The organism is Polaromonas hydrogenivorans (assembly GCF_040105105.1).
GTDB lineage: Bacteria > Pseudomonadota > Gammaproteobacteria > Burkholderiales > Burkholderiaceae_C > Polaromonas > Polaromonas hydrogenivorans.
Genome location: NZ_CP157679.1, coordinates 63,690 through 85,980 on the forward strand (window position 1 = coordinate 63,690; position 22,291 = coordinate 85,980).

Genomic DNA, 22,291 nt, shown 5'->3' on the forward strand with positions numbered 1-22,291 from the left:
GTGGCGACGTGGCACGCTGCGCACCATGCGCAACGCACGCCCCCTCTGTTTTGACCTGAGAGATTCACGCCCCCCACTGCGGGTGGGATGCGCTTGCTCCTGCGGTGTGCCGACTGACAAAGTGCGGCAGCTCTTCAGAGTTCTATGATCCGATCGGTCCTTTTGCCTGAGAGTTTCCGGGGCGGTTGCTCCTTCGGCGCCGCTGGAGCATGCCAGCGGTCTCTCCCGATCAGTTCTTGGCACAAGGCCAAAGACTCTTTCATTAAAGCACAAAGCGTGCCATGAATTTTTCCTGTTAATACCGTCATTGACGCAATACTGTGCACGCTTTCAGGGCAGCGACAGAAAAAAACAGTGCGCCAATGATTTCATTGTGGCAAATATCAAGGCAGGTCGGGACACGACGCTGACGGGTCCCGTCCATCATGCGGATAATTTGCTTGCATGGGCATTGTGCAAGGAAGCGGGCCGCGCGTTGGCCCTATGCACCTTCGTGGTGGCGTTCATGGCCTTGTTCGGCAGCGGCCAGCAGGTCCTGAAAAACCCGCATGCACGATCAAGCCGCGCAAGGACTTGGGCTGCTTCCTTGACGCGCGGTGTCTGTGCTTTATTTTTATTTCTCATCATGAGACCGCCCTAAATCCATGCCCTTTCCTGTCGGTGAACAACCTTCGTGGTGCGTGGCTGGCCAGGTCATCGACAGAACCAAAGGCGCCCATGCTAAGCACACCAACAAGAACGGCGCCCTCGGGCGCCGTTCTTTCAAGCCACTGCGGCGGGCTTAGACCAGAAAGCGTTGCGCCAGCAGCGCCCAGTAGGCAGCGCCGATGGGCAGGTTCGCGTCGTTGAAGTCGTAGCCGGGGTTGTGCACCATGCAGGCGCCGGCGCTGTCGCCATCGCCGTTGCCGATGAACAGGTAACTGCCGGGCACGCGCTCGAGCATGAAGGCGAAATCTTCACTCGCAGGCAAGGCCGGGCCCTGCAAGGTCACCTGCTCAGCGCCGACCAGTTCCAGAGCGATCTCGCGGGCGAAGGCGGTTTCCACGGGCGTATTGACCAGCACCGCGTAGCCGGGCCGCCAGTCGATCTGCGCCGTGACCTCAAAGCTTTCGGCCTGCGCGGTGATCAGCGCCTTGATACGCTGCTCGAGCTTGCTGCGAACTTCGCGGTCGAGCGCACGCACGCTGATCTCCAGCGTCGCGCTTTGCGGAATCACGTTGTTGGCCTGGCCGGCGTGCAGCGCGCCCACAGTGACCACGGCCATCTGCAGCGGGTCGATGTTGCGCGAGACGACGGTCTGCAGCGCCATCACGATGCTGGCAGCGGCCACGACGGGGTCCACCGCGCGGTGCGGCATGGCGCCATGGCCGCCCACGCCCGTGAGCGTGACGGTGGCGTAGTCGGACGAGGCCATGGCCGCGCCTTCGCGCAGCACCAGCCGGCCCTGGGGAACGCCGGGCATGTTGTGCATCGCGAAGATTGCGTCGCAGGGGTATTGGTCGAACAGGCCGTCGTCCATCATCCGTAGGGCGCCGCCGCCGCCTTCCTCGGCCGGTTGGAAGATCAGGTTCAGTGTGCCGGAAAAGTCACCCTGCTCGGCCAGGTGCTGCGCGGCGGCCAGCAGCATGGCGGTGTGGCCGTCGTGGCCGCAGGCATGCATCACGCCGGCATGGCAGCTGGCGTGCGGCAAGCCGGTGGCTTCGTGAATCGGCAGCGCGTCCATGTCGGCGCGCAGCCCGAGCCGGCGCTGGCCGTCGCCGCGCACCAATTGACCCACCACGCCGGTGCCGCCCAGGCCGCGTTCAACCGCATAGCCCCAGCTTTGGAGCTTTTCGGCCACCAGGGCCGAGGTGCGATGCTCGTCGAACGCCAATTCGGGGTGGCGGTGGATGTCGCGCCGCAGGCTGATGAACGCATCGGCCTGCGCGTGAAGTTCTTCAAGAAGTGTATTCATGGGTAAATCCGAAGGCGGTTCACTGCGGTTGCAGGTTGATCAACTTGGCGATGGCGCGGTAGCGCGCGGTCTCGGCCTCGAAGAACTTGCCTGACTCGGCCAGCGACATCGGCGGCGACACCTGCGAGGCTTGCCCGGCCAGCTGCGAGCGCACGGCCGGGTCCTGCAGCGTCACGCCGATTGCTTTGTGCAGCTGTTGAACCACGTTTTCAGGCGTGTTTTTTGGCACCATCAGGCCGCTCCAGATCTTGTACACGAAGTTTTTCAGCTCCTTGCCTTCGCTGGCGGTGGGCACGTTCTTGAGCAACTCGGAGCGCTGCGCGCCGAGCTGGCCGATCACCTTGAGCCGGCCTTGCTCTGCCAGCGCGCCCATGCCGGCGCTGTACACCAGCACGGCAAAATCGACCTGCCCGCCGCCGATGTCCTGCAGCAAAGGCGCATTGCCCTTGTAGGGCACATGCGTCAGGGTGACGCCGGCAACTTTTTGCGCATTCTCGAGGATCAGGTGGTAGAGCGAACCAATCCCCACGCTGCCGTAGCTCAGCGGCTTGTCGGCCGACTTGCGCGCCAGCGCGATCAACTCATCAATAGTGTTGACCGGCAGGTCCTTGCGCACGACAAACACCATGACCGACTCCGCCACCGGCGCCACCAGGCGAAAGTCCTCGGTCTTGAGCTTGACGGCCGCGTTGGCCAGCGGCGACAGGATCACCTCGTTCGGCGAACCCTGGAACAAGTAGTAGCCGTCAGCGGGCGCGGCCAGCACCTTTTGCGCGGCCAGCGCACCGGCGACGCCGCCCAGGTTTTCCACGATCACCGGCTGGCCCAGCGCCTTGCCCAGCGGCACGGTGAAGATGCGCGCAATCGAATCGGACGGGCCGCCCGCGGGATAGGGAACCATCAGGTTGACCGGCTTGGTCGGGTAGGTCTGGGCGATGGCGCCGGTAACCAGCAGCACGCCAGCCAGCAGGGCGCCAAATGTCTTGAATGCGTTCATGGGGTGTTTCCTTGGAAAGAACGTGGAGTGATGCACCGCCTGAATGCTAAAGACCCCAAATCAATGTGTCCAATGCATTGTTTTTGTGATTACTATTCATATTACTCATTCAAGTACCGCCCTCATGAACCTCAAACACCTGGAACACCTGCTGGCCGTGGCCGACACCGGCTCGTTTAGCCGCGCCGCCGAGCAGCAGCACCTCACGCAGTCAGCCCTGAGCCGCAGCATCCAGACCCTGGAAGATGACCTGGGCGCGCGCCTGATCGACCGCACGGGCAAGCGCAATGAACTCACGCCGCTGGGCCAGGCCGTGGCCGTGCGCGCCCGGCGCATGGTGTTCGAGGCGGCCGAGCTGCGCCGCAGTGCCGAGTTGCTCAAGCAAGGCGACCTGGGCACCATCCGCATCGGCCTGGGTTCCGGACCGGGGGCGATGCTGATGACGCCGTTCCTGATTCACATGGCTAGGTACCATCCGGGCGTGCATGTCAGCATGTCGCCCGGCGCGACCGAGTTGCAGCTGATGCAGCTGCGCCAGCGCTCGCTCGACGCGCTGGTGATCGACGTGCGCCGCATCGCCCCGGCCCCCGACCTGACCATCGAAATCATAGGCGAACTGCGCACCGGCTTTGTCTGCCGCACGGGCCACCCTTTGCTCAAGACTGGCAAGCCCATGTTTTTTGACGACATCCTGCGCTACCCGCTGGCCTCAGTACCACTGAGTGCGGAAATCGCGCATATCCTGGTCAACCTCTTCGGGCTGCGGGCCGATCCGCAGCAGGCCGTGAGCTTGCGCTGCGACGACATCACCAGTCTGATCGAGACGGTCAAGGCCTCGGACGCGATCTACCTCGGCATCCTGGCTGCCGCGCGCACCGGTATCGAGGCGGGGCAGCTCGCCGAACTGGTGACCGAGCCGGCCTTGACCAGCGGCGCGCGCTTTGCGTTCGTCACGCTGGTCAGGCGCACTGAGGCGCCGTCAATGGGTTTGTTTCGCCAGTTCGTGGCCGAGCGGTTGCGCGACTGAGGCGCGAGAAAATTGTCTTTTTCCTGGCCGGCGCCTGAGAAATATGTAATAGCACGGTGAATCCCGTACTTGACGAAGTTGGCGATCAGAGCTTGATTTGGTCGAGCCGCTGCTGTGCATCAAACAGATCAAACGCTCTGGGTTCGAATGCACCACCACACCACTCAAGCATGGCCTGATGCTCTGGGTTTGGCTGGACAACCGAAGCGGCTTAATGACGACAAGGAACCCACTTTGTTGAATAAATCCTGATCCGGGTGTCCTTACCTTCCCACCAGTCATTCAGCGCCTGAATTTATGACACTGTAAGACTAGTATCCTCACGATGTGAATCATGTAAATTTTGATATTAAAAATTATTTATTTAATATCAATTTATTCATACAAACTCCTAAAGTTGCGTGGTTCGAAGTTCGAAATGAACCGAATAAAAACACCATTCAACCCCCGAAAACATAGGAGCAATTCATGTCCACACAACTTGAGCAAGCGCTGGAAGCCGCCTTCGAAGAGGCTACGCGCCGTTATAAGGAACGGGGCTTTCAGCGTCGCGTAGGCTTTGGCAACAAGCCCGCGCTGATCAGCGTCGACTTGGCCAATGCATGGACCCGTCCGGGCAATCCGTTCACCTGCGAACACGTCGATGACCAGATCATTCCGTCCATGCAGTCCCTGCTGAAGAGCTTTCGCAAGTACGACTTTCCCGTCGTTCATGTCACCACCTGCTACCAGATCACAGACCGCAGCAATCCGCACACCGACATGGGTTTGTGGCACAACAAGATCCCGGTGGACGTGGTGGCCGAAAGCAACCCGGAGCTGTGGGCGATCGACTCGCGTATTGCGCCCATTGAGGGCGAGCAGCTGTTGATCAAAAAGCGCGCCAGTGCCTTTCACGGCACTTACCTGGCCGGCTTCTTGCGTGCTGCAGGAGTCGATACCATTTTGGTGACCGGCGTGACCGCATCGGCCTGCGTGCGCGAGACTATTTGCGATGGCCTCGCCGATGGATTCAGAACCATTGCGGTCAAGGAAGCCATTGGCGACCGCGTCCCGGGCGCCGTCTTGTGGAATCTTTTTGACATTGACGCGAAGTTTGGCGATGTCGAGACCACCGAGACCTGTCTGCAGTACCTGGACCGCATCGGCCAGGCCAAGATGGCTGGCGAGAAGCAGGCTGCCTGAGGAAACCCAAGACGGATAGCAGTAAGGTGCGGCATCTATGCCGCACCTGTGACAAAAAATTGGAGAGAAACAGATGGCACGAATAGGCGTAGATGTCGGGGGTACGTTTACCGACTTGGTCCTTGAGGCAGAGGACAAGAACGGAGAAGGCAAAGCAGTCTTTCTCCACAAAGTGGCAAGCACACCGGCAGACCAGTCTGAGGGCGTGCTCAAAGGCGTGCTGGAGATCTGCAACATCGCCGGCATCTCGCCTAGTGACGTTCGCATGATTGTGCATGGCACCACGGTGGCCACCAACATCACGATTGAACACAATGGGGCCGAGGTCGGCATGCTGACCACACGCGGCTTTCGCGATATTCTGCACATCGGGCGCCACAAGCGCCCACACAATTTTTCGCTGCAATTTGATGTGCCATGGCAATCGAAGCCACTGGTCAAGCGGCGCAACCGCATCCCAATCACCGAGCGCCTGTTGCCGCCATCGGGCACCATTGACCAAGCCCTCGACGAGAACGAAGTCCGTGCAGCCGCTGAGTGCCTGAAGTCGCGCGGCATTTACTCGGTCATCATTTGCTTTATGTATTCGTTTCTGAATGACGCGCACGAGCAGCGCGCCAAGGCCATCGTGCGCGAGGTCATGCCCGACGCCTATGTGTCGTGCTCCTCCGAGATCGCCAACGTCATGCGGGAATACGAACGTTTTTCGACGACGGCCATGAACGCCTTTGTCGGCCCCAAGACCTCGCACTACCTGCGCAACCTGGAGCGTAAGCTCGGCAGCGCCGGACTCAGTCCGCATCTGCGCATCATGCAAAGCAATGGTGGCGTGTCCACTGTGGACAAATGCTCGCGCGAGGCGGTGACCATTCTGATGTCTGGCTTGGCCGGCGGCGTCATGGGCGGGCGCTGGCTGGGTGAGATATCGGACACCCCCAACATCATCACCGTGGACATCGGCGGCACCTCGGCGGACTTCAGCACCATTCCGGACGGGCAGGTCAAAGTCATGAACCCCCGGGACACCTATGTGGGCGCTTACCCAGTGTTGTCGCCGATGATTGACGTGGTCACTATGGGTGCGGGTGGCGGCTCTATTGCCTATATTGACGAGGGTGGCGCATTCCGGGTCGGTCCGCGCTCCGCTGGCGCTGCTCCCGGTCCCGCCTGCTACGGCCGAGGCGGCACCGAGCCTACCGTGACCGATGCGCAGGTGGTTCTGGGCCGGCTGGACCCGGACCATTTCTTGGGCGGCGATCTGGCGATTGACGCCGAACTCGCACGCCAGGCCATACGCACCCACATATCAGAGCCCCTAAACATCACTGTAGAACAGGCAGCGCTGGGCATTATCCGCATCCTGAATTCGAACATGTCGCTGACTATTCGTGCCAACTCTGTGGCAAAGGGATACGACCCGCGCGAGTTCTCGCTGGCCGCCTATGGCGGCGCCGGGCCCTTGAATGGCGTGGCTCTGGCTGAGGCGGTGTCTGCCAAGGAAGTGCTGGTGCCACCGGCGCCCGGCATTACTGCCGCCATTGGCCTACTTGAAACCGATATGCAGTACGAGTTTGCGCGCTCCGTGCTGCTGGTGCTTAAGAACGTACAGCAGGCATCGCTGGACCGCGTTAACTGCGCCATTGATGAACTAACGAGATTTTGTCAGGACAGCCTGCAGGCCGATGGTGTGCCGGCCGACAAGCAAAGCTATCAGCGCATCGCCGAATGCCGCTACCACGGCCAGGGTTTTGAATTGCGCGCCGACATTCCCGATGGTCCGTTGACGTTGGAGAACCTCGACGCGGTGAAGCAAAACTTTCATGAACAGCACCGGCGCGACTATGGCTGGGCCTTCAGTGACGTGGACGTTGAAATCGTCACCGTGCGCATCGTCGGCACTGCCAAGACGCCGCGGCTGCGCTGGCCCGATATCGAGGTTGCAACCACCAGCGATATCAGCCCGGCGCTGATGTACGAACGCCCGACCACCTTTGACGACGGCAAGACCTACGCCACGCCTCGCTATGCCAGGCCTCGGCTCAAGTCTGGCCATGAAGTTGCCGGCCCGGCCATCCTCATCCAGCATGACTCCACCACGCTGGTGCCACCCGGATACGTGGCGCGCGTGGGCATCAGTGGCACGCTGAAGATCAATCGCATTACCGCATGAAGGAGAACTTGATGCAAACCCCATCCAACAAACCGCCCGTCGATCCCATCACGCTGCAAGTGATCAGCGGTGCGCTCTACACCATCGCAGAGGAAATGGGCCATGTGCTGTACCGCATGTCTTTTTCTTCCATCATCCGCGAGTCGCAAGACATCGGTGCCGGGCTCTTCGATCTCGACTTCAACACCATGACCGAGTCCGAGGGTTCGCCGCTGCATATCGGCTCCATTCCGGGCTACCTGCGCGGCATCTCCAAGTGCCTGCAAGGAGGTAGCTGGAACGAGGGCGACGTGGTCATCCACAACCATCCCTACTATGGCGCCAGCCACAGCCCCGACCTGTGCATTGTGGTGCCTATCTTCTGGCGCGGAAAGCTGGTGGCCTACGCTGCCAACACGGCCCACCACGTGGACATAGGCGCGGCAACGCCGGGCCTGATCATCGACGTGCCGGACGTGTTTGCCGAAGGCATGCTGTTTGCCGGTATCAAGCTCTATGAAAAAGGCCAGCGCAACGAAGGGCTCTGGCAGTTCATCTCGCACAACAGCCGCACCGCCAAGCAGACCAAGGACGACATCGATGCGCAGATCGCATCCGCCCAGCTTGGTGCGCGGCGCTTTCAGGAACTACTGGACAGTTATGGTAGCGAGACAATTTTCGGCGCATCAGAGCAGTTGATGTCCTATACCGAGTCGCTGATGCGCGCCAGGATCCGCGAGATTCCGGATGGTGAATATTTTGCTGAAGGCTTTCTCGACGACGACGGCCGTAACCGCGACAAGCGCCTGCCCATCAAGGTCTGCGTGCGCGTGACCGGCGACAGCGTGGAAGTGGACCTGACCGGATCGGCCGACCAGGTAGCCACTGCCTTCAACGTGCCGTTTGAGGGCTCGACTAAGCCAGCCTGCTACTGCGCCTTTCGCGCCATGCTGACCGACTCCGCACTGATGGATGTGAAGATGCCGCCCAACGAGGGCTCATTCAGGCCGATCAAGGTCACAGCGCCCTTGGGTTCCATCTTCAACCCGATCTATCCGGCTGCGGCCGAAGCACGATTTACCCAGTGCAACCGCATGATCGACCTGATCATTCGCGCCCTGTCACCGGTGCTGCCGCAGCGCACCACCGCCGGCAATTCCGCGACCTTGTCTTTTGCTGCTTATTCTGGTCTGCAGAAAGACGGCGACTACTGGGTGTTTCTGGAGGTCAACGAAGGCGCTTATGGCGGTCGCCCCTGCTCGGATGGGCCGGACTCGATTGACAACTTGATGGCCAACACCCGCAATAACCCGATTGAAGATCTAGGCATGCACCTGCCCATGATCTGCGACCGCTACGAGTTGCGTGACGATGTCATGCCCGGCGCCGGCCAGTTCCGGGGCGGCATTGGTGTGGTCAAAACTCAGCGCATGTTGACCGATGGCTTTGTCACGCACGAGTCCGAACGCCATCACGACATTCCTTGGGGCGCGTTCGGCGGCACTGAAGGGGCAGTCGGCAAAGTGGAGATATTCGATGCACGGGGCCATGTTGAACCGACCTACGCCAAGTTTTCCAACCTGGCGGTCGCTGCGGGAGGCGGCATGAGCTACTACGCACCTTGCGGCGGTGGTTACGGTGACCCACTGGACCGGCCGGCAGAAAAGGTGGCCGAGGACGTGCTGGACGAGTTTTGCACCCCTGAGCGGGCGCGCGAAACCTATGGCGTCGTCCTCGACGCCGACTTGCAGGTCGATGACCCGGCAACCCGGACGCTGCGCGCCGCCATGCGCGAACAGCACAAGCAAAGCGCTGCACTGTCGAGCAGCTGACAGCAGCCCGCACTTCTTCCCCCGCTGACCACTCGCTGAGTTCACGCCGTACCGCAAAGGTACGGCGCACGGACACGTGCGTCCCGCCCGCGTCCGTGTCATTACCCGTTTGACTTCATCCACCCGCGCCCAGGGTCATTGGGACACCGCGCAAAACAACGAAAGAGAGAACCAATGGCCATCGCAGCTGAAACCCGCTCGCCCGAGCTTTGGAACGAAGACCTCGCTCCGACCGACCCCAGTCACCGCACCTGGACCGCCTACCACTATGTTTCGCTCTGGATAGGCATGGTCATGTGCATCCCCTGCTACATGCTGGCCGCAGGGCTGATTGACCAGGGGTTCTCCGCCTTACAGGCGGCCGCCATCGTTTTGGCGGGCAATGCCGTGGTCCTGGTACCCATGTTGCTCAACGGTCATGCGGGCGCAAAGTTTGCCATTCCCTTTGCAGTACTTATTCGCACCTCCTTTGGTGTGAAAGGCGCCAAATTGCCAGCGTTTATGCGCGCCCTCGTCGCCTGCGGCTGGTTTGGTATTCAGTGTTGGGTGGGCGGTAGTGCCATTTATGCGATCGGCAATATTGCCACCGGTGGCGCCCTGATTGGCGCCAAGATCAGCTGGGTGGGAATTGATGTCGGGCAGCTGTGCAGCTTCATGGTCTTCTGGGCCATGCACCTGTACTTTATAGCCCGCGGTCCTGAGTCGATCCGCTGGATTGAAAGCATTACCGCACCGATCAAGGTCATCATCGTGGTGGCGCTTCTGGCATGGGCTTACAACCGGGCCAACGGATTTGGTGATCTCTTGAGCGCCCCCTCACAATTCATTGCCGGCGGCAAGCTGGAAGGCAAATTCTGGGCCGTGTTCTGGCCATCGTTCACTGCCATGGTCGGCTTCTGGTCTACGCTGGCCATGAACATACCGGACTTCACGCGCTTTGCGCGTAGCCAGAAAGACCAGATGCTTGGCCAGTCCATCGGGTTGCCGGTTCCCATGGGTCTGCTGGCCTTTGTCAGCGTGGCCGTCACTTCCGCGACGGTCACGATTTACGGGCAGGCAATCTGGGACCCGGTGGACCTGGCCGGCCGAATGGAAGGCATTGCAGTCGCCATTGGCCTGGCCATCATCACCATTGACACCCTGTGCGTCAATCTCGCTGCCAATGTGGTGGGACCAGCTTATGACTTCGCCGCCATCTTTCCGCGCAGGGTGAATTTCGCTCGTGGCGGCTACATCACTGCGGTCATCGGCGTGGTGATGATGCCATGGAAGCTCATCGAGTCTTCGCAAGGCTACATCTTCACCTGGCTCGGTGGTTACGGCGCGCTGCTGGGTCCTCTGCTGGGCATCATGATTGCCGACTACTGGCTGGTGCGCGGCGCCCGCATTGATGTGAAAGCGCTCTACGACATCAAAGGCCAGTACGCCTACCGCAACGGCTGGAACCCTGCCGCGCTGATCGCACTGGCCGTGGCCGTGGCACCCAATGTGCCAGGCTTCCTCGCAACGGCCTTTCCATCGGCCTTTGGTGGGGTGCCCGACGTCTTCAAGGAAATTTACAACTACGCCTGGTTCGTCGGTGTCTTCCTGTCGGTAGTGGTCTACATGCCTCTGATGTCGAAGGAGCGGCGACGTGTGGCACGGCTGGTGGCCTTCGCCTGAGGGGCTTGACGTTGACAGAAGAACTGATCCAGATACCCATTTTCATACACAAGCAACCAATTTAAAGGGACAACCAGATGACTCAACCTGCAGCAACACAGACGAAGACTCGAAGCCGATTTGCCGCGCTCGGCGCTGTTCTGATCGCATCGTTACTTACTCCGATTCAAAACGCCTGCGCGGCGGATTGGAGCGAGACGAATGCGCAGATCTACCATGGCACCGGCTTTCGCGACCCTGGAAACCCAGAAAATGTAAGCAAGACGACAGTCACACTCGAGCATGCCAGTGGCTACGCTTATGGCAGGAATTACTTTTTCGTCGACTCGTATTGGCCATCGTCGGGGAATGCGCCCCGAACGAACAACTTCTATGGCGAGTACTACCATTACCTGAGCCTGAGCAAGGTGACCGGCAAGCAAATGAGTTTCGGGCCGGTCAAAGATGTGAACGTCACTGCCGGAGTCAACGCCGGGGCCGCCACCGACGGCGCCGGCACGCGCGTGTTGTTATACGGGCTCACGCTGGACCTGGATGTTCCTGGCTTCAAATTTCTCAGCGTCGATGTGCTTCGCTACGACGATCGGTCGCATTTCCTGGGTAACCCCGGAAATCTGAGTCCGACGATGCAGATCACGCCGGTCTGGAATGTACCGTTCAGCCTCGGGAGCGCCCAATTTGCATTCACCGGATTTTGCGACTTCATCGGTTCGCGCGGACAGGGTACGTCACGGCAGACCTTGTGCCAGCCGCAGTTGCGTCTTGATGTGGGCAATTTCTTCGGTCGCAAAGACGCTGTCTACGTTGGCACCGAATACCAATACTGGCACAACAAATTCGGCATGGCAGGTTTGAACGAACACTTTGCCAACCTCTGGGTGGGTGTCAAGTTCTGAGCGAAACGCAGTCGTCATCGTGAAGCGGGTTGATGGGTTTCATGGTGACGGCCTGTCAGCCTTTTTCAACAACTCTGGCATCTGCCATTTGCTAGATATGCAGAAGTCCGTAATACGTGCGACATGAGTGCCCTATTCCATTGAGGTTTCCATGGAATTTGTATTCGCCTAAATTTTACTCGTCTGAGTAACTGAATATCCAAGGGGCTTCCCACTTCCAGATAACGGCATCAAGTGCCAAGATTGGCGTGTTGAAAAATCAATCTGCAACTGTTTTGGAAGGAGAAGTCCCATGATATTCAGTGAGTAATTCGTTGCCAACAGCTCTCTCGAGACCCACGCCGTCCACACTTGCACGGTGTGTTTGAGGCTCAGTGCATGCAGGTCCTGGCTGCATTGCTGCCGGCCTGCGCCATAGCAGCCGGATAACGTTGTAGACCGGTAAATGGACCTACAGCTGTTTGTCGTTCATCTACTGCGTCTGTCAACTCAGCACGTCCATGCCCTTGGTGGTCTTGAGGTTGCGCTGATCGAGTTCGGCGTTCCAGAGAAGCGCATACAGCGCCGAGAGATTGTCCTGGGCACGGCACCGAACGCCGGCCGGCATGAGGACACGGCGCGAAGGCCTGCTGCTGCAGCGGTCGGCGGCAACGCCAAGTCAAAGGCGTTTGAATACCAACGTGCCGTTGGTGCCGCCAAAGCCAAAAGAATTCTTGAGCGCGATTCCAATCGGCACGTCTCTCGCAAGATTTGCACAGTAGTCCAGATCGCATGCAGGATCCGGCGTGAAGATATTGGTGGTTGGAGGAGATATTTGGTGGCGTATGGCCAGTACAGTGATCACTGATTCCAGCCCGCCTGCGCCACCGAGCAGGTGTCCAGTCATTGATTTGGTGGAATTGACGATCAACTTCCTGGCGTGATCGCCAAAGGTGCGCTTGATGGCGACGGTCTCGGCAATATCGCCTAAGCCTGTTGAAGTTCCATGGGCATTGATGTAATCAACCTGTTCAGGCGCTACTTGGGCGTCCTTCAATGCGGCCTGCATGCAGCGCATGGCGCCTGCACCATCTTCCAGCGGGGCGGTGATATGGTGTGCATCGCTGTTGGCAGCGAATCCCAACAGTTCAGCGTAAATGGTTGCTCCACGCCGGGTTGCATGCTCATACTCCTCTAAAACCAAGACACCGGCCCCTTCACCCATGACAAAACCATCTCGGTCCAGATCCCAGGGGCGCGAAGCCGTTTGCGGGTCGGCGTTACGGGTGGACAGCGCACGGGCGGCGTTGAATCCGCCAATGCCCAGGGGAGAAATTGTCGACTCCGAACCGCCCGCGACCATGACATCCGCGTCCCCATACTGAATCAGCCTTGCCGCCATGCCTATGCAGTGCAGACCAGTGGAACAAGCCGTTGCCATGGCCAGGTTGGGGCCTCTAAAGCCGTGCCGGATCGACAAATGCCCGGCGACCATGTTCACGATGGTTCCGGGAATGAAGAACGGACTTATTCTGTGATATCCGCGGTGCATGGCGTCGCGCTGTGTCCGCTCGATTAAGGGCAGGCCGCCTATGCCTGAGCCCACTAGCACGCCGATACGGTCGGCATTTTCCTGGTTCACGCTCAAGCCGCTGTCCATGATGGCCTGCTCGCCAGCACCAATGCCAAACTGGATAAACAGGTCCATGTGTCTGGATTCCTTGGTGGAAAGATAGCTCCCGGAATCAAAGCCCTTGACCTCGGCGGCGAATTGCGTGGCCAGGCCAGCGGCGTCGAAGCGTGTGATTCCGGCAACTCCCGATCTGCCCTGTTGCAGCGCCTGCCAAAGCGCCTCGACCGAATTCCCAATGGGCGATACACATCCAAGTCCGGTGATAACCACCCTGCGTTGACGATTGTTCATAGTGGTCAGAGATCCATGTGTAAATAGGTTTTAGTGTTTTCCGTGCGTGCGCGGGCGAAGGAGGGGCTTCGCCCGAACTTCGCCCGAAAGCTGGCGGAAAAGTGAGAGCTGTTGGTAAATCCGCACTGCAACGCAATGTCGGCAACGGATTCGTCGCAGTTGGCCAGCAGTTCGTGCGCAGTCTTGAGTCGCAGCATTCTTTGGAATTCCGACGGCGTTTGGTTCAGCTGAAGTTTGAACAAGCGTTCAAGCTGCCGTCTGCTAACGCCCACATGCAGGGCGATGAACTCCATAGAGACAGCCTCACTCAATGTGCGCTCCATCAGCAGCATGGCTTTTCGCACCCGGAAGTCGCTGGCCTTTACACCGCACAGCGGCTGCGGCTGCAGCGCAATTGGAGTTCTGCGTTCTCCTTCGATCATGATCCGCAAAGCCTTGCTGGCCAGGCTCGGGCCGCAGTGTTGATCCACCAAGTGGGCCGCCAAATGCATCACGCTGGCGCCACCCGCGCAGCTGATCCGGTCACGGTCAATCACGAAGAGCTCTTCACAGGTGCTCTGAACTTCAGGGTGCCGATGCATGAATTCGACGATATGGAACCAGCTGACGCAACACCTGCGGCCCTCGAATAGCCCCAGTTTGGCCAGCACAAAGCAACCGGTGCAGACAGCGATCAGGGGAACGGACAGACGATCTGCTTCGCGCAGATAGTCCTTCAGGCCAACGTGGATGTCGCGTCCATCGAGTACTCCACCGACCACCACGATGTAGTCAAACTGCTGGGGTTGCACCAGTGCCAAGGTTGGTGAAACTTGTACGCCGCAACTGGCGCGAATGGGTAACCCATCAGGGCTCATGATCGACCAGCTACAGCCAATCTGGCGACTGCCATCGCCCTCATCCGCAGCCAGTCGCAACGTGTCAACAAAGCCTGAAAATGCCAGCAGGGTGAAATTTGGGCAAAGAATGAATCCTATCGACAATTTCTTCTTTGCCATTTCTGTGCGCGCCAGGGCTGCTGTGCGGGTCAACCGTATTTCGGGTTTGGATAGCTTATGCATTCAGGTGTTCCTTTGCGCAATGCAGGGAAGGGCATCAACGCTGCAACACACCATGCTAGCTAGAAAAACCATTGAATTAGATATCAATTATTATCATATTAATATACTATATGTTATAAATGAAAACATCCACACCATCGGACGAGATACGTCGTCCCACCTTTGATGTTCGCGCTGCGCGGGCATTTTTGTTTGTGGCGGAAGACTTGCACTTCGGTCGGGCCGCCGCGCGACTTCACACCAGTCAGCCCGCATTGAGCCGTACCATTCACGCCCTGGAAGAGGCATTGGGCGTTTCTCTTCTGGAGCGGTCCACGCGCCGCGTTGCACTGACCGCAGCCGGTGAAGTGTTTTCGGCTGAATGCAGGCTGGCATTGGGGCATTTGGAACGCGCCGTAACTGGTGCTCAGGATGCTGCCATAGGACGGGTTGGCCGCATTCGTATCGGATATATGGATTTTGCGATCCACGGTTCGCTGCCGTGGCTACTCAAGGGGTTTCGTTCCAAATTTCCGAACGATGTAATGGACCTTGAGTACAACCCCAGTGTCAAGCAGAAGGCAGCACTGTTGGAAGGCTTGATAGACGTCGGTTTTGTGATTGGCCAACTGGACAGTCCAAAGGTCAAAAATGTGTTGGTGGATCTGAACGACTACGTGGCTTTGCTTCCTGATTTGCATCCATTGGCAAAGCAGCCCAGATTGCGACTGTCTGATATGGCCAAGGAACCATTCGTATTGGGTACTGAAGATGGTTTCGGTGGATTTCGCAGTTTGCTGTTACCAGTGTGCTACTCACGAGGGTTCTTTCCAAACATCGTGCAAGAAACTAGCAGCACGGGCGGGATCTTGGGGATGGTTGCAGCAGGAGTGGGAGTTAGCATATTTGCCGGCTGCGCGCGCAATTGGAAGCGTGATGGTGTCATTGTGAAACCATTGGTGGATGTGACCGACTACATCCCGACCTATGCCATCTGGGCCACAGACAATCAGTCAGGCGCTTTGAAACGGTTTGGTGATTTCGTTTTAGCGAATTCAGGCAGCGGCCCAACATTGCGACCACGCAAGTAATTTATATCGTTGTTTTTGATGACTGCTTTGGGAACATCTCATCAGCTACGGATAAATTTGTGACACTGGATAAAAAAGTTATCTCAACACTACCGTGCGCAGCCCGTTGATGAACACCCGGTATTCCAGCACGTAGCGCAGCGCACGCCCAAGGGCTAGGCACTCGACATCGCGTCCGGTGCTCAGCAGTTGTTCCGGGCTAAAGGCATGGTCCACCCGCTCAAGCGACTGCTCGATGATGGGGCCTTCGTCCAGGTCACTGGTTGCAAAGTGCGCCGTGGCGCCGATCAGCTTGACGCCGCGCGCGTGCGCCTGCTCGTAAGGGCGCGCGCCCTTGAAGCCTGGCAAAAAGGAATGGTGGATATTGATGACGCGCCCGGCCAGCGTCTGGCACAGGTCTTCAGACAGAACCTGCATGTACCGGGCCAGCACCACCAGTTCCGCACCATGTTGCTGGATACAACTCAGCAGCGCGGCCTCCTGTTGCGGCTTGGTAGCCGCCGTAATCGGAAGATGGTAGAACGGCAGGCCTTCAGCCTGCACGATCGGACCGAGGTCGGCGTGATTCGAGACCACCGCGACCACATCCATGTTCAGCTCGCGGCGCCGCCATTGGTCCAGCAGATTGCGCAGGCAATGGTCGGCTTTGGACACCATGATCAGCACGCGTGTCGGGCGGCTCAGTTCGTGGATGGCCCCCTCGGCCTGGTCGAATCTGGCAATGAGCTTGCCGTAGGCTTCGCGTAGGAAACCGAGCTCAGCCGAACCGGCATTGTCCAGACGAAATACGGCACGCACGTAAAAGCGAGACACCAACACATCGTCAAATATCGCGAACTCCTCAATGTAGGCATCGTGTCGCTCGAGCAGGGCGCTGAGCGCCGCCACCTGCCCACGCGCACTGGCGGCAGCGAGGGTCAAGACATAGCGAACCGGGTTAGGACAAGATAGCTGCATGGGGGTTCCTTTCATGTTTTTTTGACAACTTGGCGACGGGCTGTGTTACGGGCAAAGCCGCTGTTTGCTGCTCGGTAAAAAATTCGGCCCGAGTCACGCGCCGCTCGATACCAACCGCGACAGCCTGGCCGCTCATGCGCTGTTTGTAGAGGCCGACCCATGCCGTCTCCAGGCGTTCATCCATACCGAACACAAAGCCGAGTAACTCGTTGATGCGCGTCTCCAGCAGGGGGGTATGTGGCGTGCGCGGCCACACGTTGGTGAGCCAATGGCAAAGTGGCTCGTAATCGAAGCACTGGTCGAGGAACTGCGGCGATGCGCTGGCCACCCCGTCGGCCATCAGGCTGACCCAGACCGTCTGAGGCTCGAGCTCATCGGCGTAAATGCCTACCGGCAGACGAATTTGCATCCGCTCGACCTTGACGGTCCAGGTGGCGTTCACTGGAAACGCCGTGTGACCAGCCCGCACTCTTGCGTGCTGCGCTCAAGCATCAGCCAGAAGTAGCCCATGAAGCTGCTGCGCACCAGTACCTCGTAGGTGGGCGCAACGTCTGTCTGCCACAGCCACATCGACGCCTTGAAAAAGAGTGAGCCAGCGCTCGAACCGGGTTTGAAAACCCGCGGGTGCAGGTCCAGCGGGCAGCCCTGGGCCAGTACCTCTCGCACAGGTCGTCCGCTCAGGTGCAAAACGGTATAGCCGCCGCTGACGTCGGTCACGGCGTGGTGCGTGCCGGCCAGTTCGCCGCGCAGCGTCGCCTCGATCGCGCTGGCCTGGTCTTTGGGGCCGACAACGAACCAGTCGTCAGGTCCCACCCATACAAGCCGATAAAGGTGATCGGCCACGCTTGAACAAGGCTGAACAGGCAACTCCAGCTTCAGTGCGCGCAATACCGCATTCCGAAATGCCGGATCTTCGGCGTTGCCACGCAGGTTAAGAATGGACAAGCCGGTGCGCCATCCAGCCAGAAGGGCCCGATCGGACAGGGTATTGACGGCTGCGGGTGCATGGTTGCCTGGCAGCGCAGTGCGTTTTAGAGTTTCAAGCATTTTGGCGCTCCGCTTTGGGATCGAGAAAGACTGGACTGGCGATGGTGGCGGTGACGGTTCGACCGTCGCGCATCGAGACATGCACACGCTCACCCATCCGGCTGGCGCCGCCCTTGATGAGCGCCATGGCGATTGATCGCCCCAGCGTCGGACTCAGGTAGCTGGACGTGACGTGACCCGACATCGGTGCTGGGATTGTGAGCGGCGCCTCGTTGAGAATCTGCGCGCCCTCGGGCAAGACAAACTGCGGATCCTCGCTCAGCAGGCCGACGAGCTGCTTGCGGTCCGGCCGCAGCGTGTCGGCGCGGCTCAGCGAGCGTTTTCCCAGGCAGTCCTTGGTTTTGGTCACCAGGCCGCCCATACCGAGGTCGCCCGGACTGACCGAACCATCCGTATCCTGGCCGATGATGATGTACCCTTTCTCAGCGCGCAGGACGTGCATCGTCTCGGTACCGTAGGGCGTGATGTCGAACTCCGCGCCAGCGGCGTGGATGGCCGTCCACACTTGCAAGCCTTCGGCGGACGCCACGTTGACCTCGTAACAACGTTCGCCTGAAAAACTGATGCGCATGATGCGGGCCGGCACGCCGGCCACAGTGCCTTCGCGGTAGGACATGAAGGGGAAGGCTGCGTCGTCGAAGTCGATGTCGCTGCAAATCTTCTTGAGCACATGGCGGCTCTTGGGGCCGGCGATGATCGAGGTCGACCAGTGGTCGGTGGCGCTGGTCAGGTAGACCTTCAGATGCGGCCATTCAGTCTGCAGCCAGCGCTCCATCCAGGCCAGCACGTGCGCCGCACCTCCACTGGTGGTGTGCATCAAATAGTGATTTTCGCCCAGGCGCACGGTAACGCCGTCATCGAACACCATGCCGTTTTCGTCCAACATCAAGCCATAGCGGCATTTGCCGATTTCGAGCTTGGACCAGGCGTTGCTGTACATCCAGTTCAACAGCGTTGAAGCATCGGGTCCCTGGATGTCAATCTTGCCCAAAGTCGAACCATCGAGCGTGCCGACGCCGTTGCGCACCGCCAGCGTCTCGCGTTTGACAGCGGCGCGCAGGTTTTCGCCATTTTTCGGGTAATACCATGGCCGCTTCCATTGTCCGACGTCCTCGAAAAGCGCGCCCTGCTTGACGTGCCAGGGATGCATGGCCGTGGTGCGAATGGGGTCGAAGGCGTTGCCGAGTTCCAGTCCCGCCACCGTGCCGAAGGTCACAGGCGTGTAGTTCGGGCGGAAGGTGGTGGTACCGACTTGGGGAATCGTCTTGCCCATGGCTTGTGCGGCGATCCCCATGCCGTTGATGTTGCCGGTCTTTCCCTGGTCGGTGCCAAAGCCCATTGCCGTGTAGCGCTTGACGTGCTCAATGGACTCGAAACCTTCGCGGATGGCCAGATGAATGTCGGAGGCCGCGACGTCGTTCTGCAGATCAACGAACTGCTTGGGGGCACGGCTCACGCCACGCGCATGCGGTACCAGCCATAGCGCGCGCAGGTCACCAGCATCGCTGGTCGCGACACTGGCGACCTCCATCTGCGGTACCTTGAACCCAAGTGCCTGGACTGCCGCCAGGCCTGCGGCCAAGCCATCGTGCGTGCATTCGTGCAGGGTCTGCATGCCCTGGCACGCTCCGGCCGAGCGTTCGGACTGCGCCGGCTTTCCCGGCAGGAAGGCCGCGAGCGTGTTGTTCCAGACGGCTTTGCTGCCGGCCTGGCATTGGAGGTGGATCACCGGGCTAAAGCCGCCTGACATCGCCACGAGATCGCAAGCCAGCGTGCGCGCGTCACCTGTCAGCTGTTCTTGTGCATCGATTGCCTGCACCACCACTGAACTGACACGTTTGCCACCGCGTGCTTCAGTGATGACATGGCCGGCGAGTATTTCGATACCGGAGCTCCTGGCGCGCTGGCTCAGCGAACCTCGGGGAACGGGGCGAGCGTCAACCACCTTCACTGAGGCGCCAGCGTTCTTGAGAGCCAGCGCTGCGTCGTAGCCTGCGTCGTTGTTGGTGAACACCACGGCATTGCGTCCTGGCACGACGGCGTAGCGGCGCAAGTAGGTCGAGACGGCACCTGCCAGCATCATGCCGGGCAGGTCATTGTTGCCGAAGACCAGCGGCCGTTCGTGCGCCCCGGTGGCCAGCACCACTTGCTTGGCACGCACCCGCCACAGCCGCTCCCGAAAAACCGGGGCCTGACCGACTGGCAGATGGTCCGCGCGACGCTCGGCCAGTGTTACAAGATCGTGATCCAGATAACCAAAGGCCGTGGTGCGCGCCAACAGCGTCACTTCCGGCATGGCCGACAGTTCGGCCAGCGTGTTCGCCACCCATTGCGTGGCGGGCAACTGGTCGATTGTCTCGTCGCTCGACAGCAACCAGCCGCCCAGTTCGGCCTGCTCGTCGCACAGCATGACGCGCGCGCCTGAACGGCCGGCGGCAAGGGCCGCAGTCAGGCCCGCGATGCCGGCCCCGACCACCAGCACATCGCAATGGGCGAAGCGCTTGTCGTAAAGGTCGGGATCGGGCTCGGTGGGCGAAGCGCCCAGACCGCTCGACGCGCGAATGTGCTTCTCGAAGAAATGCCATGCTGCCTGCGACGCCATGAAGGTCTTGTAGTAAAAGCCGGCAGGGATCAGTCGCGAGAACCAACCGTTGACCGCCTTGACGTCGAACTCGATGCTCGGGCTGGCATGGATCGAGCGCGCGCTCAAGCCCTCGACCAGCGCGACTTCGGTCATGCGGGCATTGGGCACGGTGCGGGCGCCGTTGAACAGCTGCACCAGCGCGTTGGGTTCCTCGACCCCGGCCGACAGGATGCCCCGCGGGCGGTGGTATTTCCAGCTGCGGGCGACCAGCGAAACGCCGTTTGCGAGCAGCGCTGAGGCCAGGGTGTCGCCTGCCAAGCCTTGGTAGGCGCGGCCGTTGAACGTGAAGTTCACGACGTGTTGGCGGTCGATCCGACCGCCGGATGAAAGGCGCGCGCTCATTTGAACTCCCCGGTGTGAACATGATTGACGGCGGCGGCAGGGGTCTGTTCGCCGATTTTCCAGACGGCTTCGAACTTATAGCTCACCGTATCGCGCAGCGCGTTGAACCAGCGGCCGCAGCCGCTCGAGTGACGCCACTGCTCGTGATGCAGGCCTTTGGGGTTCTTGCGCATGAAAACGTAGTCCCCCCATTGCGCGTCGCTCAGGGTTTCCGTCGCGGTGGGGCGAACGATGCCGCCCTCGCCGCCACAGGTGAATTCAATCTCGGCGCGCAGGCCGCACCAGGGACAGTTGATTTGCAACATGGTTCTTTTTCCTCAATGTGCGACGCCGGCGGCACCGTGTTCGTCGATTAGGTGGCCGCTGTGGAAACGATCGAGCGACAGCGATGCATTGAGCGCGTGCGGTCGATCTTGGGCCACGGTGTGTGCCATGGCCCAGCCCGACCCCGGCGTGGCCTTGAAGCCGCCAGTGCCCCAGCCGCAGTTGATGTACAGGCCCTTGACCGGCGTCAGGCCGATGATCGGGCAGGCATCTGGCGTGACGTCCACGATGCCGCCCCATTGGCGGTTCATGCGCACGCGCGAGAAGATCGGGAACATCTCGACAATGGCCTGCAGCGTGTGCTCGATGGTGTGATAGCTTCCGCGCTGGCCATAGCCGGCGTACTGGTCCACGCCCGCACCAATGACCAGATCGCCCTTGTCGGACTGGCTGATGTAGGCATGGATTGCGTTGCTCATCAACACGGTCGGAAAGATTGGCTTGAGCGGCTCGGATACAAGTGCCTGTAGCGGCCGGCTTTCGATCGGCAGCCGGATGTCGGCCATGCTGGCGATCACGCTGGAATGACCAGCCGCAACGAGCGCCACCTTTTTCGCTTTGATGAAGCCCTTGACGGTTTCGATACCGACGACCGCGCCATTGTCGCGGCGGATGCCGGTGACTTCACAGTTCTGAATGATGTCTACGCCCAGGGCGTCGGCGGCCCGCGCATAGCCCCAGGCGACTGCATCGTGGCGCGCCACGCCGCCACGGCGCTGCAGCGAGGCGCCCAGCACCGGGTAACGCGTGTTCAGGTTGATGTAGGGAATCATTTCCTTGATCTGCGCCGGCGTGACGACTTCACCATCGACCCCGTTGAGCCGATTGGCGGTGACGCGGCGCTCGATGTCGCGCATCTCCTGCAGGGTGTGGCCGAGATTCAGAACGCCGCGCTGGCTGAACATCACGTTGTAGTTGATATCTTGTGACAGGCCTTCCCACAGCTTCATCGACTTTTCGTACAACGCCGTGGATTCATCCCACAGGTAATTTGAACGCACAATGGTGGTATTGCGCGCCGTGTTGCCGCCTCCCAGGTAGCCGCGCTCGATCACCGCGATGTTGCGCAGGCCATGCTCCTTGGCCAGGTAATACGCGGTGGCCAACCCGTGGCCGCCGCCGCCCACCACCACCACGTCGTATTCGCGCTGTGGCTCGGGCGACTTCCACTGTTTCTCCCAGCCCTCGTGGTAGGACATGGCGTTGCGAAGCAACGACCAAATTGAAAATTTCTGCATGTT

At 59.9% G+C, this 22,291-nt stretch carries 18 protein-coding genes, 1 pseudogene and 1 riboswitch; of the genes and pseudogenes, 8 read left to right on the plus strand and 11 right to left on the minus strand.

Translation table 11 applies throughout. The annotated features are described in order from the left end of the window. Positions 1 to 144 precede the first annotated feature (144 nt). Positions 145 to 238, minus strand: a riboswitch (glycine riboswitch). A 69-nt stretch (positions 239 to 307) separates the two neighbouring features. Further along, positions 308 to 640 (plus strand): hypothetical protein, encoded by a 333-nt coding sequence (locus ABLV49_RS25130; RefSeq protein WP_349283309.1) that lies wholly within the window; start codon positions 308 to 310, stop codon positions 638 to 640. 141 nt (positions 641 to 781) lie between these two features. Here the strand turns inward: ABLV49_RS25130 and ABLV49_RS25135 are convergent, their stop codons facing one another. Both ABLV49_RS25135 and ABLV49_RS25140 read right to left on the minus strand, forming a co-directional pair. Beyond that, on the minus strand, positions 782 to 1,954 hold the full coding sequence (locus ABLV49_RS25135; protein ID WP_349283311.1) for a M20 aminoacylase family protein: 1,173 nt from the start codon (positions 1,952 to 1,954) through the stop codon (positions 782 to 784). Positions 1,955 to 1,973: 19 nt separating this feature from the next. After that, a complete protein-coding gene (locus ABLV49_RS25140) occupies positions 1,974 to 2,951 on the minus strand; it encodes a tripartite tricarboxylate transporter substrate binding protein (protein WP_349283313.1) in 978 nt (325 codons plus the stop codon). Positions 2,952 to 3,075: 124 nt separating this feature from the next. On the opposite strand from ABLV49_RS25140, the gene ABLV49_RS25145 reads away from it, so the two are divergent. The 6 genes from ABLV49_RS25145 (at position 3,076) to ABLV49_RS25170 (ending at position 11,702) form a co-directional block, all read left to right on the plus strand. Continuing rightward, positions 3,076 to 3,978, plus strand: a complete 903-nt coding sequence (locus ABLV49_RS25145) for a LysR family transcriptional regulator (RefSeq protein WP_349283314.1) — start codon at positions 3,076 to 3,078, stop codon at positions 3,976 to 3,978. Between the two features lie 468 nt (positions 3,979 to 4,446). Then, the gene (locus tag ABLV49_RS25150; protein ID WP_349283316.1) at positions 4,447 to 5,163 is read left to right on the plus strand and encodes an isochorismatase family protein; all 717 of its coding nucleotides are present in this window, start codon (positions 4,447 to 4,449) and stop codon (positions 5,161 to 5,163) included. Between the two features lie 73 nt (positions 5,164 to 5,236). Then, positions 5,237 to 7,333 (plus strand): hydantoinase/oxoprolinase family protein, encoded by a 2,097-nt coding sequence (locus ABLV49_RS25155; protein WP_349283318.1) that lies wholly within the window; start codon positions 5,237 to 5,239, stop codon positions 7,331 to 7,333. Positions 7,334 to 7,344: 11 nt separating this feature from the next. Next, positions 7,345 to 9,144, plus strand: a complete 1,800-nt coding sequence (locus ABLV49_RS25160; protein ID WP_349283320.1) for a hydantoinase B/oxoprolinase family protein — start codon at positions 7,345 to 7,347, stop codon at positions 9,142 to 9,144. A gap of 174 nt (positions 9,145 to 9,318) precedes the next feature. Then, complete coding sequence (locus ABLV49_RS25165) at positions 9,319 to 10,806, plus strand: NCS1 family nucleobase:cation symporter-1 (RefSeq protein ID WP_349283322.1); 1,488 nt, start codon at positions 9,319 to 9,321, stop codon at positions 10,804 to 10,806. Positions 10,807 to 10,883: 77 nt separating this feature from the next. After that, positions 10,884 to 11,702 carry an outer membrane protein OmpK gene (locus tag ABLV49_RS25170; protein ID WP_349283324.1) on the plus strand — a complete coding sequence of 273 codons (819 nt, stop codon included), beginning with the start codon at positions 10,884 to 10,886 and terminating at the stop codon, positions 11,700 to 11,702. Between the two features lie 312 nt (positions 11,703 to 12,014). Here ABLV49_RS25170 and ABLV49_RS25175 read toward each other — a convergent pair. The 3 genes and pseudogenes from ABLV49_RS25175 to ABLV49_RS25185 form a co-directional block, all read right to left on the minus strand. Continuing rightward, positions 12,015 to 12,285, minus strand: a pseudogene (locus ABLV49_RS25175) (IS4 family transposase); the annotation flags it as partial. A gap of 75 nt (positions 12,286 to 12,360) precedes the next feature. Beyond that, positions 12,361 to 13,605, minus strand: coding sequence for a beta-ketoacyl-ACP synthase II (gene fabF, locus ABLV49_RS25180; RefSeq protein ID WP_349283326.1), 1,245 nt, complete (start codon positions 13,603 to 13,605; stop codon positions 12,361 to 12,363). A gap of 5 nt (positions 13,606 to 13,610) precedes the next feature. Beyond that, entirely contained in the window at positions 13,611 to 14,666 is a 1,056-nt protein-coding gene (locus ABLV49_RS25185; protein ID WP_349283328.1) for a GlxA family transcriptional regulator, read from the minus strand. A gap of 119 nt (positions 14,667 to 14,785) precedes the next feature. Between ABLV49_RS25185 and ABLV49_RS25190 the strand changes: the two genes are divergently transcribed. Continuing rightward, on the plus strand, positions 14,786 to 15,736 hold the full coding sequence (locus ABLV49_RS25190; RefSeq protein WP_349283330.1) for a LysR substrate-binding domain-containing protein: 951 nt from the start codon (positions 14,786 to 14,788) through the stop codon (positions 15,734 to 15,736). A 78-nt stretch (positions 15,737 to 15,814) separates the two neighbouring features. Here ABLV49_RS25190 and ABLV49_RS25195 read toward each other — a convergent pair whose 3' ends face one another. The 6 genes from ABLV49_RS25195 to ABLV49_RS25220 all read right to left on the minus strand — a co-directional run bounded on the left by ABLV49_RS25195 (position 15,815) and on the right by ABLV49_RS25220 (position 22,288). Further along, positions 15,815 to 16,693 (minus strand): formyltetrahydrofolate deformylase, encoded by an 879-nt coding sequence (locus tag ABLV49_RS25195; RefSeq protein ID WP_349283332.1) that lies wholly within the window; start codon positions 16,691 to 16,693, stop codon positions 15,815 to 15,817. Further along, positions 16,674 to 17,135, minus strand: coding sequence for a hypothetical protein (locus ABLV49_RS25200; RefSeq protein ID WP_349283334.1), 462 nt, complete (start codon positions 17,133 to 17,135; stop codon positions 16,674 to 16,676). Before ABLV49_RS25200 ends, ABLV49_RS25195 begins: the two co-directional genes overlap by 20 nt. Continuing rightward, positions 17,132 to 17,638: a sarcosine oxidase subunit gamma gene (locus ABLV49_RS25205; RefSeq protein ID WP_349283336.1), complete on the minus strand. Its 507-nt coding sequence runs from the start codon at positions 17,636 to 17,638 to the stop codon at positions 17,132 to 17,134. Before ABLV49_RS25205 ends, ABLV49_RS25200 begins: the two co-directional genes overlap by 4 nt. Before the next feature lie 94 nt (positions 17,639 to 17,732). Beyond that, positions 17,733 to 20,726 (minus strand): sarcosine oxidase subunit alpha family protein, encoded by a 2,994-nt coding sequence (locus tag ABLV49_RS25210; protein ID WP_349283338.1) that lies wholly within the window; start codon positions 20,724 to 20,726, stop codon positions 17,733 to 17,735. After that, positions 20,723 to 21,031, minus strand: coding sequence for a sarcosine oxidase subunit delta (locus tag ABLV49_RS25215; RefSeq protein WP_349283340.1), 309 nt, complete (start codon positions 21,029 to 21,031; stop codon positions 20,723 to 20,725). The genes ABLV49_RS25210 and ABLV49_RS25215 overlap by 4 nt, the downstream gene beginning before the upstream one ends. A 12-nt stretch (positions 21,032 to 21,043) precedes the next feature. Next, positions 21,044 to 22,288 carry a sarcosine oxidase subunit beta family protein gene (locus ABLV49_RS25220; RefSeq protein WP_349283343.1) on the minus strand — a complete coding sequence of 415 codons (1,245 nt, stop codon included), beginning with the start codon at positions 22,286 to 22,288 and terminating at the stop codon, positions 21,044 to 21,046. Positions 22,289 to 22,291 lie beyond the last annotated feature (3 nt).

Excerpts from the sequence above, each read along its gene's own strand:
- ABLV49_RS25145 (WP_349283314.1), top strand. The coding sequence starts at position 3,076 with ATGAACCTCAAACACCTGGAACACCTGCTGGCCGTGGCCGACACCGGC.
- ABLV49_RS25140 (WP_349283313.1), bottom strand. The coding sequence starts at position 2,951 with ATGAACGCATTCAAGACATTTGGCGCCCTGCTGGCTGGCGTGCTGCTG.
- ABLV49_RS25210 (WP_349283338.1), bottom strand. The coding sequence starts at position 20,726 with ATGAGCGCGCGCCTTTCATCCGGCGGTCGGATCGACCGCCAACACGTC.
- ABLV49_RS25165 (WP_349283322.1), top strand. The coding sequence starts at position 9,319 with ATGGCCATCGCAGCTGAAACCCGCTCGCCCGAGCTTTGGAACGAAGAC.
- ABLV49_RS25135 (WP_349283311.1), bottom strand. The coding sequence starts at position 1,954 with ATGAATACACTTCTTGAAGAACTTCACGCGCAGGCCGATGCGTTCATC.
- ABLV49_RS25170 (WP_349283324.1), top strand. The coding sequence starts at position 10,884 with ATGACTCAACCTGCAGCAACACAGACGAAGACTCGAAGCCGATTTGCC.
- ABLV49_RS25190 (WP_349283330.1), top strand. The coding sequence starts at position 14,786 with ATGAAAACATCCACACCATCGGACGAGATACGTCGTCCCACCTTTGAT.
- ABLV49_RS25215 (WP_349283340.1), bottom strand. The coding sequence starts at position 21,031 with ATGTTGCAAATCAACTGTCCCTGGTGCGGCCTGCGCGCCGAGATTGAA.
- fabF (WP_349283326.1), bottom strand. The coding sequence starts at position 13,605 with ATGAACAATCGTCAACGCAGGGTGGTTATCACCGGACTTGGATGTGTA.
- ABLV49_RS25160 (WP_349283320.1), top strand. The coding sequence starts at position 7,345 with ATGCAAACCCCATCCAACAAACCGCCCGTCGATCCCATCACGCTGCAA.
- ABLV49_RS25185 (WP_349283328.1), bottom strand. The coding sequence starts at position 14,666 with ATGCATAAGCTATCCAAACCCGAAATACGGTTGACCCGCACAGCAGCC.
- ABLV49_RS25150 (WP_349283316.1), top strand. The coding sequence starts at position 4,447 with ATGTCCACACAACTTGAGCAAGCGCTGGAAGCCGCCTTCGAAGAGGCT.
- ABLV49_RS25220 (WP_349283343.1), bottom strand. The coding sequence starts at position 22,288 with ATGCAGAAATTTTCAATTTGGTCGTTGCTTCGCAACGCCATGTCCTAC.
- ABLV49_RS25155 (WP_349283318.1), top strand. The coding sequence starts at position 5,237 with ATGGCACGAATAGGCGTAGATGTCGGGGGTACGTTTACCGACTTGGTC.
- ABLV49_RS25195 (WP_349283332.1), bottom strand. The coding sequence starts at position 16,693 with ATGCAGCTATCTTGTCCTAACCCGGTTCGCTATGTCTTGACCCTCGCT.